The sequence below is a fragment of the Methylomonas rosea genome, from assembly GCF_024505055.1.
GTDB lineage: Bacteria > Pseudomonadota > Gammaproteobacteria > Methylococcales > Methylomonadaceae > Methylomonas > Methylomonas rosea.
In genome coordinates this window covers 1-13346 of sequence record NZ_JANIBL010000051.1, presented here as the reverse complement: position 1 = coordinate 13346, position 13346 = coordinate 1, and the positions used below count along the sequence as shown (strand labels likewise).

Annotated in this window: 11 protein-coding genes; all 11 read right to left on the bottom strand. The window is 50.4% G+C overall.

Annotated features, from left to right (window positions below):
• Positions 1–37 precede the first annotated feature (37 nt).
• The 11 genes from NP589_RS15490 to NP589_RS15440 all read right to left on the bottom strand — a co-directional run bounded on the left by NP589_RS15490 (position 38) and on the right by NP589_RS15440 (position 13190).
• Positions 38–904, bottom strand: a complete 867-nt coding sequence (locus tag NP589_RS15490) for a DUF7281 domain-containing protein (protein ID WP_256607806.1) — start codon at positions 902–904, stop codon at positions 38–40.
• The gene (locus tag NP589_RS15485; RefSeq protein WP_256607805.1) at positions 901–2124 is read right to left on the bottom strand and encodes a hypothetical protein; all 1224 of its coding nucleotides are present in this window, start codon (positions 2122–2124) and stop codon (positions 901–903) included. The genes NP589_RS15490 and NP589_RS15485 overlap by 4 nt, the downstream gene beginning before the upstream one ends.
• Positions 2121–2744: a condensin complex protein MksE gene (locus NP589_RS15480; protein ID WP_256607804.1), complete on the bottom strand. Its 624-nt coding sequence runs from the start codon at positions 2742–2744 to the stop codon at positions 2121–2123. Before NP589_RS15480 ends, NP589_RS15485 begins: the two co-directional genes overlap by 4 nt.
• On the bottom strand, positions 2737–6393 hold the full coding sequence (locus tag NP589_RS15475) for an ATP-binding protein (protein WP_256607803.1): 3657 nt from the start codon (positions 6391–6393) through the stop codon (positions 2737–2739). The genes NP589_RS15480 and NP589_RS15475 overlap by 8 nt, the downstream gene beginning before the upstream one ends.
• Before the next feature lie 121 nt (positions 6394–6514).
• Complete coding sequence (locus NP589_RS15470) at positions 6515–6787, bottom strand: HU family DNA-binding protein (protein ID WP_256607802.1); 273 nt, start codon at positions 6785–6787, stop codon at positions 6515–6517.
• A 68-nt stretch (positions 6788–6855) separates the two neighbouring features.
• A complete protein-coding gene (locus NP589_RS15465) occupies positions 6856–9882 on the bottom strand; it encodes a type I restriction endonuclease subunit R (RefSeq protein ID WP_256607801.1) in 3027 nt (1008 codons plus the stop codon).
• Positions 9883–9886: 4 nt separating this feature from the next.
• Positions 9887–10237: a four helix bundle protein gene (locus NP589_RS15460; RefSeq protein WP_256607800.1), complete on the bottom strand. Its 351-nt coding sequence runs from the start codon at positions 10235–10237 to the stop codon at positions 9887–9889.
• A gap of 17 nt (positions 10238–10254) precedes the next feature.
• Positions 10255–11007: a Fic family protein gene (locus NP589_RS15455; protein ID WP_256607799.1), complete on the bottom strand. Its 753-nt coding sequence runs from the start codon at positions 11005–11007 to the stop codon at positions 10255–10257.
• Entirely contained in the window at positions 11004–12293 is a 1290-nt protein-coding gene (locus NP589_RS15450; protein WP_256607798.1) for a restriction endonuclease subunit S, read from the bottom strand. The genes NP589_RS15455 and NP589_RS15450 overlap by 4 nt, the downstream gene beginning before the upstream one ends.
• The gene (locus NP589_RS15445) at positions 12286–12903 is read right to left on the bottom strand and encodes a GNAT family N-acetyltransferase (protein WP_256607797.1); all 618 of its coding nucleotides are present in this window, start codon (positions 12901–12903) and stop codon (positions 12286–12288) included. The genes NP589_RS15450 and NP589_RS15445 overlap by 8 nt, the downstream gene beginning before the upstream one ends.
• On the bottom strand, positions 12903–13190 hold the full coding sequence (locus tag NP589_RS15440) for a type II toxin-antitoxin system TacA family antitoxin (RefSeq protein WP_256607796.1): 288 nt from the start codon (positions 13188–13190) through the stop codon (positions 12903–12905). Before NP589_RS15440 ends, NP589_RS15445 begins: the two co-directional genes overlap by 1 nt.
• Positions 13191–13346: the final 156 nt, after the last annotated feature.

Below are 13346 nucleotides of genomic sequence, written 5' to 3'. Positions count from 1 at the left end.
ATTGGCTCTGGAATCATCAGGTCTTCACTGATCTGGGTTAGGCTGGGTGCATTTTCAGCGTCGTGTTAACGACCAGCCAATGCTCCTGAACAATGCCTGCCTGATGCCGCTTTATCTTCTTCCAACAATTCTCGATGATGGGGTAGCGGGTATCCGATAATGCCTTTCGGCAGCCGGCAAGTTGTTTTTCGTAGAGTTTACGATTGGCTTTGCTGGGGTCGCTAAAATAGTTCTCCAACACTGCCATGTTCGGCGCAATCAAGCCGGCAAAGTTGGGATAAGACTGCGCGATGCTCAGGCCTTTCGGGTCCAGGTCACCCATTACCCAGACCGGCAACTGAAGCTTTTCGATCAGACTCAACACCGTGCCAGCCTGATAAATATGATCGCCACGAAACACCACCAAGGGTTCGGTGGACGCCGCCGATTCCTCCAACTTGATGGCGCCCAACTGATCGAAGCAGCGGTAATTTTCAATAATCCACATGCTCTGATGTTCGACGCTACTGATACTTTCTAAGGCCATATCGCAATGGCTGTTCTCCGGCAATCGATAGTGTTCACCGTTTAACTTGAGCGCCCTGCCCGGTAAGGATTTAATGGCCAGACGGTTTTTCTTCACCGATTGACCGGCCAGCTTTTCATTTATGGCCAGGGTTAGAACCTGTTCCCGTTGCATACCGGCAAACTCACCCGGACTGACTTTCTGCAAATCGATATGAGAAATTTTTTGGACGAGTTCCCTCAGTTCCAGTTTGTCTTGGTAGCTGAGCAGCAGTTTTTTGGCTTGAGTCAGGCCGATGTTGTATTCCTGGTGAATGGCCTGCCAGGTTTGATTGAGCGGAAATAGCTCCTGTTCACTATCGATCGCGCGAGCTATCACCGCCAACCATGTTTTGTTCATCTTTCGCCATCCCGACAGCACAACACGATATCGCAAATCTTTTTGTTGCCGGTAAAGCCCGCTCCTTGGCCTATCTCCCGCCATTCGACTTGCAAGGACTTATGTTGCTGTTTCATGCATTCGTTCATCACGCACGCCAACCAGATGGCGGGTTCAACATCGTTGGCAAACACCTGTTGAAAAGCCAGCGCCGATAATGGCCGGCCAGATTGTTGACGGACTTTGGCCATATAAGCCGCCAGTTGCCGTCGGTATTTAGGAACTTGTAGAGTCTGTTTTTCCGCAGGGTTTAATGTCACCGCGTTCAAACGCCGCTGTTTCTGCTTGGCTAACAAGGCATCGCTATCGATACGAATCTTCTGTACGATCTCGACCAGTTCCTGCTCCACAGCGTGGTCCATGGGATCGGCATGCGCCGACAACGCTAAGGGTTGAATGCGATTCCAATGTTCAGGAATCTGATCGTGCTCGCTCCAATCCAACGGCTGGTAATCGGGATTTTGCCGCAGATAAAACGCAAAACCCTGAACCAGTTGCGCAAGCATTTCGATTTGCCGCAGTTCGAACAGGAAAATTTTTAGCTTATCGAGGATGTCCTGCAGCCGTTGTTGATACTTTGGCAATAGCCGGAGCAATTGTCGCTCCAGCAATTGATGCAACTCCGGTTGTTCCTCGACGTATTCCAGTAAAAATTCCGGTTGCAAAGCGCTGATGGCATTCACCAGTTTTTCCAGACGGGCAATATAAAAGGTGTTCTGTTTTTGTTTTTCCGCCAGAGTCCGGACATTGGCAAATCGGCTGTTGACCAACATCAACAGATAACTGGTGTTTTCCTCCAGATTGTCGGCCAAATCGAATACCAGCCTTTGGATTTCCAGCAGGTAATGATCGACATCGTCCAGCCGGTTCTCCCGCCAGGCATCCTGGTACAAACCAATCTGCTGCTCCAGGGTATCGATCCAGCTCGACAGATCGGTATCCAAACGGCGGATCCGGTCGCTACTCAAGGCGCTATCGAGAAACTGGCTCAACCGGCCGGCGATGCGGAAACCATCGTCGCCGTGATTGACCAGCACTTTCAATTGCTTTAGCTGATTGAGGGTGCGTTGATTCTGGCTATCCGAATAGATGGTGCCATTGAAATAGGCCTTGGCGATCAGTTCGCTATGGTTGGCCAGCGCCTTGAACAGCCGTTCCATGCTTTGTTCAGCCTGACTCAAAACAGACTCTCCTGGGCTACGTCATCTTCGTCCTGCGTGATCGGCAATTGTTCATGCTCTTTGATGAATTGCAGCGCCTGATAGAAATAATCCAGCTTGCCGGTCACTTGGTAAATCAGGGTGTCGCGGTTGGACAGATGCAAATAGCCCCATTGATCCAATGTTTTCAGCAGTTTTTCCAGACGGCTTTTCATGGCATCGTCGGTGCAGACAAAGTCTTTGAAGCGGCCAAAGGTTTGCAGACGATCCGCCAAAGCCTGATTGCTCTCGATGACCTGCAATAGCGCCCCGAAACTCAGCGTATCGCCAGGCGACAAGGCTGCATCGCGATGCAAACAGGCCATCATCATGTCCAGCCATTCCACGACGGGCTGTAGTTCCACCCGAAACTGCTGAAACACGCGCTGAATATCGCGGCGGGCGCCGGCGTCGATTTGCCGATAGGCGGCATAATACGCCAGACCATTCTGAGTCTTGCTCAAGCGGTATTGCAGACGGCTCAAGAACTCATCGACCTGTTGAGCATTCTCGGACTGTTGCAAAAATCGAAAGCCGTTCTCGTCGCTGATTTCGCAAATGAACTCGCCTTGCAGCAAGCGTTTCAGTAAAACGTCAAACATTTGCCAGCTCCCTCACCAGGGGCGCCAATTCCGCGAGATAGGTGTCATCGACTTCCATCTCAACCAGTTCCCGCTGCCCGACCACCTGATAACGATTTTTGAACAGCCGCAGTACGTCTGGATCGGGATCGGGAAAAGCGGACAGCAAGGTAATACCGTTATTGCTCAATAACTCCAGCAACACCTCGATGTTGACCTGATGCAGTTCCTTCAACTCATCCATCGGCCAGATGATGTTCAAGGGCTGGTCCTTGCGTATCATGTTGACCAGGGCGATAAAGAATACGCACAAAATCAGATACGACAGGCCGTGACTAGAGATTTGCTGTAATTCCTCGGCATGAGTCGCACGTTTGCTGCGGCCGTTTTCGCTGACAATGATTTCCAGTTCCAGCAGACTGACCAGCCTCATTTCCACCCTGCCCTTGCCGGGCATTTGTTCCGCCACCAAGCGCACCATGTCCGCGAATGACTCGCCGGGCAAACGGCCATCACCGTTCCTGTTCCAGTCATCATATTGCTTGGTAAAGGCGACGATCTGCTGCCAATAGCCCAAGGACTGCACTTTCGAAGTCAAGCGTCCCTGGATGCTTTCGATTTTCTCGAAACGAATATTGCTGTCGATATGCTTGGTTAGGCGTCTGGACAGGGAGTCTATGCCGCGGTCGAAATGTTCCAGAGCTTGCTGGTAATTCCGGATTACCGCGCCGAACAGATTGGCCTGATTGACCAGCAAACTTCGCAAATCCTGATGTGCCGTATCGTACCAATTCAAAATTGGCAACAACCAAGCGGTTTCGTCGCTGTCCAGACCGAGTTCATTTTCCTGGCTCGTATAATACTTTGCAGGACCTGTACCGGGATAACGCGCCAAGGTCTGTTTCAAATGCCTAAGCTTTGCCAGCAACATTCGACGCTGATTTTTGTAAGCCTCATTCAAGGTGCGATATTCACCTTGTAACAAGGCCAGGGTGTGGGATTCGTCAAAGCTGACGACATTTGGCGCATAACGGGCGTAGGCAGAGCAATCCTCCAGCAATTGCTCCAGCGTTTTCATCTCCTGGTCTAGTTTCTGCAACGCGGCAATCAGCCTCCCCTGCTTTGCTTTCAATTCGCTGCTGAGTTGTTGATATCGTTGCTTGGCGGCAGCAAACTGTGCCTCAGTTTGACGGTGGTCGGCAGTCAGCCCGCGAATCGCGTTGCACAATTCGGCATAGCCCGACCAATGCAGTTGCTCCCAGCGGCGATAGTCGCTCACCGTTTCAGCGGCGATTTTGGCGGCCTTTAACTGCTTTTTCAAAGTGTCGATTCGGGCCTCAAGCTGTTGTAAGGCATCGACATCGACTTGCCGAGTCTTCAAGCTGTTCAGCCGTTGCTGCTCCAATTGTTGCAATGCCTGCAGCTCTTGGCTGTTTAGCGAGGCAATATCTTGCCTGATATGTTCGACTTGTTGTTCTGCTGTCTGTTTGATCCGGGCGATAGCGATGTCGAGTTCGGCGGCGAGCCGTTTTTCATCCTGTTGCAATTGCCGCTTCAAATCACCCAGCTGAGTTTTGATTTCGTTAAGTGCTTCCTCAACCGCCACTTTTTCAGTCTGCAACTGCTGTGCGCGCTGACGTTTGCTGTTTTCAATCTGAAGTTTCAAAGAAGCTAGTTCAGACTTGATGGCGTTCAAACTATTTTGCACCCGACCCTGTTCACTTTCGGCTTGCTGAGATTGCTTGCGCAATTGGGTGTCGCCCTTTTTCAAAGCAGCCAGTTGTTGGTCGGCCTGTTCGTCCAAACCGGCCAACTCGCGCAAGCGGTGTTCATGCTCGGACAGCAACGCACGGATTTGCTGTTCGTCGGCCGCCAAATCCGCTGACAGCGCATCCAGATTCAATGAGACACCGTAAAATCCTGCTGGCTTTTCTATTAACGCCGGTTCCAGGTCGTCGCGCAGCAACAATTCCGGATTAACCACTTTGGCGATGTCCTGCGTCCAGCCGGGTTGATGTTCGCGCAAAAACCGCAGCAAGGTATCGGCTTCAGTATCCAGTTGCCGCTTTAAACGACTGATCGCCTCGTCAATGGATTGTTTGTCTGCCTGATAATTTCGCTTTTGGTCTAGTACAGACTCGACATTGTCCTGATTGGCTTTGATACGCTTATTGATACCGGCGACTTCGGTTTTGGCCTGTTCCAATTGCTGTTGCAGACTTTGTTGAAGTTCTAGCTTGGTTTCTCGGGTTTGGAGTAATTCCGGATCAGGTTGGATTTGGGCAATCTGTGCATTCAGTGCCCCCAGCTTTCCCTGAACCTCGCCGGCCGATCCGTGTAGTTTCTCTTGTTTGCTGTTATTTGAGGCTCTCAGTTGTTCCCGGATCTGGTCGTATTCCGCACGATGTTTAGCTTCATCTTGGCTTGCTTGAGCCCTGACCTCATTAATCTGCCGCTCGTGCTGGTGACGCTGCTCGGCGTAGCCTTTCTCCATGTCGGATTTGATCGCCGCGAATTGGGCATTGATGTCCTGAACTTCGGACGTCAGCTTCTCGTAGTGCTGTTGTTCCCTTGCCAGATTATCGACAAAGACAGGCTGTTGCTCGGCCTGACGGATACTACGTTGTATGTCCTTGGCGTCCCACTCAGCTTTTTCATTTTCCAGTTGGGTTTTCTGCTTCTCCTGACTGGTTAGCTCGGCTCGTTGCCTGGCCAGTGCCGATTGCATCTCTTGTTCGTGTGTCTCCCAATCGGATTTCAAGGATTCGAGCGATTGTTCGGATCTCGTCAGTCGTTCTTGCTGCCCTTGATGTTGCTGGCGATAACGCTCCCGCAGCAGCAGTAAGCGTTTGTGCAGCTCACCAAATCGGGTTTTAAACTGTTCCTGTTCGGCGGCCAGTTCGCTCAGTTCAGCCGCCTGTTCCCGCTCGGCTTCGCTGTGTTGGTAAGCGCGATATTCCTTATACCAATCCTCCAATTTGTCCATGGATATATCCAAGGAGATTGAATCTCGGTTCTCGTCGATGCAATTGACCAGCATTTCCCGCAAGTCGGCGAAATCGGTCGAACGTTGCAACATACCGGAGACGATCTTTTCTATATCCTTCAATCGTCGTCCGGCGCTGCCCTGACAAAAGCTGTAACGGGCAATCAGATTGCGCAATTCCTGGCCCTTGCTATGCGGCAGGTTCTGAATCACCGTGCGATAGTCGCTGCAAGACGTCAGCTGATTGCTGCAATTGATCTGGCGTTTGTCCAGGTGGCGTTTCAGATCACGACAGGAAATCGGGTAGCAAGAACCATCGAGTCGGGTTTCCAGAAAGTCGTCGCGATCGAAGCCCTTATCGACAAAGCGGTAGCACAGCCCTTCTTCGTTGAGTGATGCATAGATCACCACCATGCAGACTTGCTGGTCGCGGAGATACTCGAAAATAATGTAGGATGATTCGTTGGGCAAATAATGCTTGGCAAAACTTTCGGTGACCCGGCTTTTCGGGACCAGTCGCCCAGGCCGCTCCCCGAAAAACAACGGGATCAATCTCAGCAAGGTGGTTTTACCGGCACCGTTGACGCCATTGAGATTGGTGTGCCCCTCCAACCGAACTTCTTGTAGCGTACCGGGCTTATACGAGTCGATCAAAATCAGCCGAGTTAATGCAAAACTTCCCATCCCTTACCTTTTTGACTGTACAAGCTTCTTTGATTATCTCTTCAACGAACTAGCCAACAGCGACTTGTCCATCCAGGGAAACGACTTCGTTTTCCGTATTTGAAAACCCGATAACACAAATTCACTGAACCGCGTCTTTCAGGCCTTTACCGGCTTTGAACGATGGCAATTTAGCCGCTGCAATGGTAATAGCTTCGCCAGTTTGTGGATTCCGACCAATGCGCTCTGCACGTTCTTTCACTTCGAAGGTGCCAAAGCCCACCAACGCTACGGAATCGCCTGCTTTTAATGCCGCTTGAATGGAATGGGTAATACCATCCAATGCGCGGCCGGCATCGGCTTTGGTCAGGTTGGCATGGCTGGCGATAGCGTCGATGAGGTCGGATTTGTTCATAATTGAGAGTTGATGGTTTTAAAAGTTAATAAATTTAGATCATTCAAATAAATACAGCTATCGGCGCATCACGCCACCATTTGCCGCAAACTCTGCTGCATAGCAGCTTTAAATGCGGGATCGTTGGCAAGCAGTTTATACAGCTCCAATTCGTTGCGTCGATTCTTTAGTATCACGTCTTCAAACATCTTTTCAAACGCCAAGATTCGGGTATGCACATCGGGGTTATTTTGATATTTTTCCTGGAAATCGGGATGCGCCTTGATACCGTCGGCGATATTGATGAACTTGATGCGCTGCTCTTCCGGCGTAGCACCCCAACCCTGAAACCAACGCTCGTTAAAATTGCGGATGATTTCATCCAACGGATCGTGTTCTCCACCACCGCCATGCGTTCCCCGCGGATTGGGGTTTGTGGGCTCCAGTTCGGATTCACTGGCATCCAGGCCAATGCAGTGATTGAGTTTGACCCGTTCCAAACCATAAGACGACAAATCCACCGACTCCAGCAATTCATCAATCTGATCCACATTGGGGTCTTTCACGATCAGCTTGGGGATTAGAAACTTCAGAAACCAGAACAGTTTTTCCCAAACAACAATTTCATACGGGATGATAGACGCCATTTGCCCATAGATTTTGACAAACTGCTTGGCCTTGATCTTGAAGTCGGCTTTAGCCAGTTCATCAAGCGCCAATTCCTGATTGAATCGGTCTGCCGCCGTATCGATCAGAGGGCTTAGCTGCTGGGCATCGGCATTACTGAAATACAGTTCGACAAACTGCTCAACCTCAAACCACTCATACACCGCCACCTCGTCCAGTGCGTCTTTTAACTCATGCAAGACATTGACATCCGCGGCTTCCGATAAGCGCGTGGCGGTATAGAAAGGATCGAAGGCGGTTTTAATATCGTCTACCGAATTAAAGAAATCCAGGATGAACAAATCTTCGGTTTTCTTACCCCACTTGGGTGCTGCTCGGTTCAATCGCGACAAGGCTTGCACCGCCAGTACGCCTTGCAATTTTTTATCGACATACATCGCACTGAGCTTGGGCTGATCGAATCCGGTCAAGTATTTGTTAGCGACGATCAACAAGCGGTACTCGTCTTGATCGAAATAATCGCGGGTTTCATTTTCGGCAAAACCATTGATTTGCGCTTCGCTGTACTCGATGCCGTCAACTTGTTTAGTGCCGGAAAAGGCGATGGCGACCTTGAACGGATTGCCGCGGTCCTTCAATAGCTGGCTAATCGCCCGGTAATAACGAATGGCCGCTTCGATATTTTGGGTAATCACCATGCCCTTGGCTTTGCTCTTGAGTTTTTTGCTGTTGACCACCTGCGGGATGAAATGGTCGAGCATGATTTCCGCTTTCACGGCAATGGTCTGCTGATGGCGCTCGACATAGGCGCGCAGCTTTTTCTGTGCCTTGGCACTGTCGAACAGCGGATTATCAGTGATGGATTTCTGGATCTCGTAATAGCTTTTATAGGTGGTGTAATTGGCCAACACATCCAGGATAAAGCCTTCCTCGATCGCCTGTTTCATGGAATACAAATGAAAGGGTTCAAAGCTGCCATCCGGCTGTTTAACGCCGAACTTTTCCAGCGTGGTGTTTTTCGGCGTCGCGGTAAAGGCTAAATACGAGGCGTTACCGCGCATTTTTCGCGATTGCATGGCTTGCAGAATTTTGTCCTGCACATCCAGCTCTTCCTCAGCTTGCTCGCTTTTACCCATCGCCCGGTTCATATTGTCGTGCGCCGAGCCGCTTTGCGAACTATGGGCTTCGTCGATGATCACCGCAAAACGCTTGTCGCTCAGATCGGCGATGCCGTCAATGATAAACGGAAATTTCTGGATGGTGGTAATGATGATGTTCTTGCCCTGCTCCAGGGCGCTTTTCAGCTCCGACGACTTAAACGCCGGAGCGACGATATTTTTGACTTCGGAAAAATCCTTGATGTTCTCGCGCAGTTGCTTATCCAGCAGGCGGCGGTCGGTGACGACAATCACCGAATCGAATAATGGCTTTTCCAAATCAACCGTACCCGGCGTATCCAGACTGGCCGGATAGGCTTCGATCAATTGATAGGCTGCCCAGGTAATGGAATTGGATTTACCCGATCCCGCCGAGTGTTGGATCAGATAGGTTTGCCCAACACCGTTTTGACTCGCATGTGCCACCAGTTTGCGCACCACATCCAGTTGATGATAACGCGGGAAAAACAAGTTGCGCTTATCCAGCGGTTCTTTACTGCTGCCATCCAGTCGCACAAAATGCTGAATGATGTTGAAGACGCTCTCCTTGCTAAACACGGCTTGCCATAAATAAGCGCTTTTGTGGCCGTTGGGATTGGGCGGATTGCCGGCGCCGTGGTTGTGGCCTTTGTTGAACGGCAAAAAGAAGGTGTGCGGCCCTGCCAGTTTGGTGGTCATGTAGATTTCATCGGTATCCACTGCCATATGCACCAGGCAGCGACCAAATTGCAGCAAAGGCTGATTGATGTCGCGATCTTCGCGGTATTGTTTCTGGCCGTGATAATGCGCAGTTTGGCCGGTCCAGGGATTTTTCAGCTCCAGCGTGGCAAACGGCAGACCGTTGATGAACAACACCAGATCGATTTCTTCAAGGGTATTGCTCAACGAGTAACGCACCTGGCGGGTACTGCTGAAAATGTTGTCGGCGAAGTTTTGCTTCACCTTGTCGGAACTGCTGACCAACGGCGCCGGATACATCAGGTGCAAGGTGGCATCGTCAACGCTTAAACCCTTTTTAAGCAAATGCAGTAGGCCGTATTTTTTGATCAGCTTATCGAAGCGCTCCAGCACTTCAAGCTGCCAATCACCGCTGTGTTTTTTCAACTTTTCCAGCTCTTTAGGCTGGGTGTGCTCCAGAAAGGCCCAAAAGCGTTTGCTGTCGATGGCGTAACGGGCGTTGAAATCCTGTGGCAAGCCGAGTTGGTAGCCGTGGTTGGGGCTGAACGGTAGATCGCCCACTTCGGCAACACCCTTTTGGGCTTCCAGACAGGTGCCGGTCAACTGTTTTTCGATGGCAATTTCCAGTTCTTTCTCGGTGGTTTTGCTGACCATTTCGTTAATTATTAATTCTTGACGCTTTGATGATGCTCGTCAGGAGTTTGATGAGCTCTTCTGCTTCGGGGTAGATGCTGGCAAACTGTTTCTCATCGATATAGCCGGTTTCACTCAGCAATTCCAGCCAGTAAAGTGTTTCGTTAGTTTCTTTTTTGGCGATACCCAATTTATGTATAAAGTCGGGTTTAGATTCTGCACTTTCTGCTTCTCGATAAAGCGCCCCAATCGCCGTGCCGGAACGCAACAGTTGTTTCGACATTACATATTCACATTTTTCATTACAAAGGTAGTTATAGAGCTTCACGATCCGAACGGCAAAAGCGAAGCTTTTTTCTTTTAAAACATTACTCATCAATTTGTAATTACTAATTAATAATTACTAATTAGAGAAAGTCGGCGCTGCACGGCTTCGATGACTTTCTCGGCAATCAAACCATGAAAAGGCTGTTTATCCTGAGCCAAGTTACATTGCTCCAAGGCATCGTAATACGCCAGCCGAGATTCGGTGTCACCGTGAATAATGGCTATGGGGTAGCCGTGTTGCAGCAAAACCAGATTCATCACCAAGCGAGCGGTACGGCCATTGCCATCCACAAACGGGTGAATGGTCACCAGCCGCTCATGCAGCTCGGCGGCCAGCACAATCGGATGCAGGCTTTGCCGGTTTTGCGCATAGAACTCAAAATACCCGGCCATCTGCTCTTCCAGTAGCCAAGGTTGCGGCGGTGTATGCCTGCTACCGCTGATCATCACCGGAATATCCCGAAGCCGACCGGCATACTGTTTATCGATACCGCGCAAGACCAAGGCGTGCAAGGTCAACAAGTCGTGTCGATTGAACTGGGCATCGCGGCTGGCCATATCGCGGATCAATTCCACCGCCTCGTAATGGTTGATCGCCTCCAAATGCTCGACCAGCGGCTTGCCGCCGATTGTCAGTCCCTTGTTGATCACCAGATCGGTTTCGCGCAAGGTCAGCGTGTTGCCTTCGATGCGGTTACTGTCGTAGGTATATTCGATGTCGGTAGCCTTGTCCACGCTCCGGCTATCCCAATCGCGGTATTGCTGCAATTGGCTCAGTAAGGCATCGGCTTGTGCGAGCAAGGCGGCCAAAGCTCTCATGCGGCAACCTCGGGAACCCGGATTTTGCCGGTAACGGCGCTGTTAATCAACGTGGCTTTGTATTCCTTCAGTTTGTCGATTTGTTGTTGCTGGATGGCAATGGCCTGATCGATTTTGACGGATTGGGTTTCTATGTGGGTGACGATGGCGGTTTGTTCTTCGATAGGCGGAACGACAGTCAGCAATTGCTTAAATTCATTCCAATACAGTCTTTTCCGAAAATCGGTAATTCCTTTTGAATTTCTGTCCATTTGTTGAATAAATTCCGGGCAACGATATTGATACTCAAAATATGAAGAAACTATTTTTTCATTAGGTATAGCAATAATGTAGGCAGGGCTGACCATACCTTTAACTACTACTGCGCCAATTGCCCCCTGCCAAGCACGCATCATGTTGAAGACTATGTCACCCGGCCAAACCAAGTTGTATTTGGTTTTATCTTCAATTTTGATTCGCCCCCGAATGTTTTCGTCTTCGGGAATTTCTTCTGAAGAAACCGCCGTATGAATCGAAACGGATAATAACGGTAATCCCTCTTCGCCTGGTTCGATTCTTTCTCTGAATAAGGCACGGTTTGCCAGTATTTCCCAATGCGCCGGAATCTCGCCTATCCACTCGACGCCGGAATCGCGCATCGGTATATTGGGGTCAAGGCCACGGGTGACGGAGTTTTGAATCAGGATTTGTTTGCGCTCTTTCAGCAATGCGATTTGTTGTTCCTTGATCGCCATGGCTTGGTCGATTTGCGCGGCTTTGCAATCCAGGAATGTGGCGATGGCGGTTTGTTCTGAGAGATTTGGTATCGGTAGTCGTTGTATGCCGATGAAATCGGCATTAGCTCTTGGCATTTTCGAACCATAAGTAGAAGCATCAACCACGTTGATAAAGTCGGTTGAAACGAGTAAATATTTAAAAAAATGGGCCGCGTATTTTTTGGTTCGATATACCAAAAACTCTGTTGAACATATTCCTTCGTTCTCAGTTAACGCGACTTTAGCTAAATATGGTCTTAGTTTCCCAAAAAGAATATCGTTTTCGTTGAACTTGTTGGCTAAGCCCTCAACTTCAGATTCAGTTTCTATGAAACGCCCAGTCCATGACTCAATATTCTCCATACCGTAATATTTCAATACCGAATTTCGACTGGAAACTTTTTCAGAAGTCAACGACAAGGCGTGTTTAAGAGGTACTACCCACCAATGCGCAGGAATCTCCCCCAACCATTCCACGCCGGAATCCTTGTAAGCCTCGTAAGTCGGCAAAGCCGCCAGTTGCTCAATCATCGTTTGCCTCATCGCTCCGTGGCGGCAGAATAGATTTGGGAGACACTGTCTCTCGATTCGTCAGCGACAACGGCTCGTCAAAATCCTCAGCAATCGAGATTTGTCCAGGATATTCGCCAACCGTTCGCATAACAGAAGACCGTTTCAACGACAAGATCAAAGTCATCGGCTGCGTGGGCGATGACACAAAGCCATGGTGTTGGTAAAAAGCTTGCGCCTCGGCGGACAAGGCATGCACCAGCAGGCCGCGTATGCCGAGAATGTCGCCGGCTTGCATCGTGCGTAACACGGCATCTTGCAGCAGGGCCACGCCAAGGCCGCGGCCTTGGTAAGACCGGTCGACGGCCAATCGGCCCAATACGGCTATGGGTAAGGGATCGGGCATGTTGCGGCGCATGGCCGGTGGCGCTTCGTTTAAGGCCAGCGCACCGGATGCCAGACAGTAATAGCCAACCACCGTATCACCCTCCGCCACGACATAAGTACGGGATGCGCCGCTGACTTGGTTGGGCCTTGCGCGGCGCTTGAGCCAATCGTCCAAACTGGCAACCCCGCAGCTAAAATCACCCAGCTGATGCCGCGTTGCCAGCAATACCGGTTCGGATAGCATCAATTCTGCCAGGGTTTGGGGGCGGCCATCAGGCGCTCAAACCCTCCACCGCTGGGCGGTTGGTCCAACACTGCCAGAAAGTGGTCGTAGGTTTGTTGATCGACCCGCACCAGCGTTTGGTCCAGCAGGGATTCTTCGGCGGCGCGGCGGGCGGCATCGATCATGAATTCCGAGCGGGTTTTGCCTTGCGCTTTGGCGGCTTGGTCAATCAAGGCGCGAGTTTCACTACGAACGCGCAAGTTGACGGCATGGGTTTGCGGATCGGTAATCGTTGTTTGAGCGGTCATGGCAACCTCTTGGTTTAAAGTTTGGTTTCGATCATTCTAGCCCACCAGATACACAATGTGTATCATTTTGAATAAAGCGGCAACCGCAGTTAACCCGGCTCACTCACAGCTGGCTAACATCAATACCCAGAATATCCGCTATCAAGCCTTCGGCCT